The 2,598-nt window shown below is 59.1% G+C and carries 2 protein-coding genes and 3 pseudogenes; 2 read left to right on the top strand and 3 right to left on the bottom strand.

The genetic code is table 11. The annotated features are described in order from the left end of the window. The coding region (locus tag Q1M04_RS16035; protein ID WP_366140852.1) for a cysteine-rich VLP protein at positions 1-161 on the bottom strand (161 nt) is incomplete at its 3' end. 11 nt (positions 162-172) lie between these two features. Next, positions 173-1,126 (bottom strand): annotated as a pseudogene (locus tag Q1M04_RS16030) (relaxase/mobilization nuclease domain-containing protein); the annotation flags it as partial. A 340-nt stretch (positions 1,127-1,466) separates the two neighbouring features. Here Q1M04_RS16030 and Q1M04_RS16025 point away from each other — a divergent pair. Next, entirely contained in the window at positions 1,467-1,730 is a 264-nt protein-coding gene (locus Q1M04_RS16025; protein WP_300346602.1) for an AbrB/MazE/SpoVT family DNA-binding domain-containing protein, read from the top strand. Further along, positions 1,724-2,061 (top strand): annotated as a pseudogene (locus Q1M04_RS16020) (type II toxin-antitoxin system PemK/MazF family toxin). The gene Q1M04_RS16025 and the pseudogene Q1M04_RS16020 overlap by 7 nt, the downstream one beginning before the upstream one ends. A gap of 72 nt (positions 2,062-2,133) precedes the next feature. On the opposite strand, the pseudogene Q1M04_RS16015 reads toward Q1M04_RS16020, so the two are convergent. Then, positions 2,134-2,598: pseudogene (locus Q1M04_RS16015) on the bottom strand (SEL1-like repeat protein); the annotation flags it as partial.

Raw genomic sequence — 2,598 nt, 5'->3', positions numbered from 1 at the left:
GGGAGGACAGCCGCCCGGAACCAGCGACACAGCAGGGAGTAGGAAATGCTCTGCACACAGATACATTCCTCCCCGTCGTCCAGCAGGAGGCAGTTGCCGCCCACGTTGTTGCAGCACTCCCGCGTCAGCCTCCGGGCCTTGCGGTACTGTGGATAGTTCATCTTCGGTATGCTCACAGCTCTTGCTTCCTTTCCTGTTGCCGGGGCGTCACCCGCAAAATCCCGTCCACATTCTGCTTGATGATGCCGTACTCTTTCAGCTCCTTTTTCACTTCGCCGTATTTTGCATACAGCCGTTCCTTTTCCTCCGTCAGCCGGGCATACTCCGCTTTCAGCGCGGCCAGATCGGGCAGCTTCGTCACGCCGACCTCCCACAAGGCACGGCCCGCCGCCTCATACAGTATCAGGGCGCTTTCATGCTCCTGCCGGAACCGGGCCTTGTCCGCCGCCCGGCGATACTCCACCGCCACGGACCGGGTCTGCTTGTAGGTGGTGACGTTCTTTATCAGCACGGCCATTTCTCCCAAACGCCGCTCCGCCGTTTTCAGTGCGGCGGCGGCTTCCTCGCTGGCGGCGCTGATCTCCGCCACCCGGCTTTCCAGATCAGGATAGGCGTCGATGCCATGCTCCGTCAGGAAGTTCATGGTCTTTGCCGCCTGCTGTAAATTGTGTATCTTTGCCCAACGGGTATAGCCCGCCGACTGCTGTGCCTTGATGCTGTTCTCGATGTCGATACGCAGGGAGATACCCTTGCGGACTTTCGGCCTGCGGGCGGCAATGGCCCAGCCCTGGATGCGCTCGGTGATGGCTTCCTCGGTGTAGGCTTCGCCCAGCGTCTTGCATCTGGTAAACCGCTCCTGGCCGGGGGCGCGGAACGACACGAATTTCCCCCGCTTGATTTCATAGCCCTGCCTCTCCATGAGCCGCAGAAAATCGTCAAAATCCTTTGCCTGGGGGATAGCGGCGTCGATGGCGATTTTCAGCTTTGCTTTCCAGCTCCGGTCCTGCCGCTGGGCGTCCCACTCGGCATAGGACTGGCCCCTGTCCCGGCCCGGCTTCACCACGGATAGCCCCTGCTCCCGGCACAGCCGGTCGCTGGTGCGACGGATGAAAGAATAGCTTTGCTTCCCCGCCCAGCAGACAGGTGATGGCCTCTGGGTAGGAGAGGTTATAGAACTGCTGGACGAAGGAGATGGGGCCGCCGCCTTTCTTTATGGCATGATCGTACCACTCATTGCCCTGGACGGTGATGCTGTGATCACTGGCCAGACGGTACTCCGGCCCGGAGCGGATCAGCTTCTCCCCCTGATGGCGGAGGAACTCCACCAGATCTACCTCGCTGGCCCGGAGCTTCTGCTCCTCGGTAAAATGGATATAGGGCACTTTCTTCACCTCTTTTCGTTGCTGTGCATGTTCACTTGACTTTTGTTTATACTTTGTATATACTGCTTTCGGGAGGTGTTTCTCATGTATGCTACGATACAACGGTGGGGCAACAGTCAGGGACTGCGAATCCCAAAGGCGCTGTTGGACGCGCTTGGACTGCGGGAGAATGACCGGGTCGAACTGATCCAGTCCGATGATGGCATCCAGATTAAAAAGGCCGCAGCTGGACACCGCACGCTGGAGGAACGGCTGGTCGCCGTTTATGGCAAGCCTGTTGACGAGATTCCCCGTCTGGAGACGCAGGAGATCGACTGGGGCAAAGGGGCAGGTGATGAGGCGTGGTGACCGTTTTTGAGCAGGGGGACATTGTCTATCTGGACTTTGATCCCCAGGCCGGCCATGAGCAGAGGGGACGCCGTCCGGCGCTTGTGGTCAGCAACAACCTGTTCAACCGTGTCAGCAGCCTGACGATGGTCTGTCCGATCACCCACACTGACAAAGGTATCCGTTTCACATCCGGTTGGATGATACAACGAAGACTGACGGGGTGGTACTCTGCGACCAGGCGAGGATGCTGGACCTGAGCAGCCGCAACGCTTCCTTTGTGGAGAAGGCGCCCGCGCCCCTGACGGCGGAAGCGGTTGATATGATTATAGGGTTTGTAGAGATACGGTAATTTGAACGAAAGAGAAACGAGCTGCCTCCGTGCCTGGAGGCAGCTCGTTTTGTGTGGCTTCTGGAGAGGAGATTATCGGAGCCGCTGGACCTGCTCCTCATGGTCGTCCGGCTTGTGGCCCATGGCGATTTTCTTCTCTCTGATTTTTCGTCTCAGCTTACTGTCCACAAAGGAGATTCCGCCGCCCGGCGGCGGGGCCTTCTCCTGGAAAATGCGGCCCATGTGGTGGAGAAGCCGGGTGGCGCTGGCGAAGAGGGAGGGTGAGTCATCCATGTGGTCGAGGAAAAAACGGGCGTACTCATTGCCCTGTTCCGCCGCCAGCGTGAACCAGCGGACGGCGGATTCTCTGTCCTGCGGAACGTCCTTCCCCAGCAGGTACAGCTTGCCGAGGGCGTACTGGGCATACTGGTTTGGATGATCTCGTAAACGCTCTGCGTGGTCACGGCGGAGAAGTGCCGGGAGACAAAACTCATGCTGTTGAGCAGCTCCCGCACTCCGTCGCAGGCTTCTTCCTGACCCAGCTCCTGCCCAAACGCA

It is taken from the genome of uncultured Oscillibacter sp. (assembly GCF_950073225.1).
Classification (GTDB): domain Bacteria; phylum Bacillota; class Clostridia; order Oscillospirales; family Oscillospiraceae; genus Oscillibacter.
The sequence above is the reverse complement of the archived record's forward strand: the minus strand, read 5'-3'. Positions and strand labels throughout refer to the sequence as shown.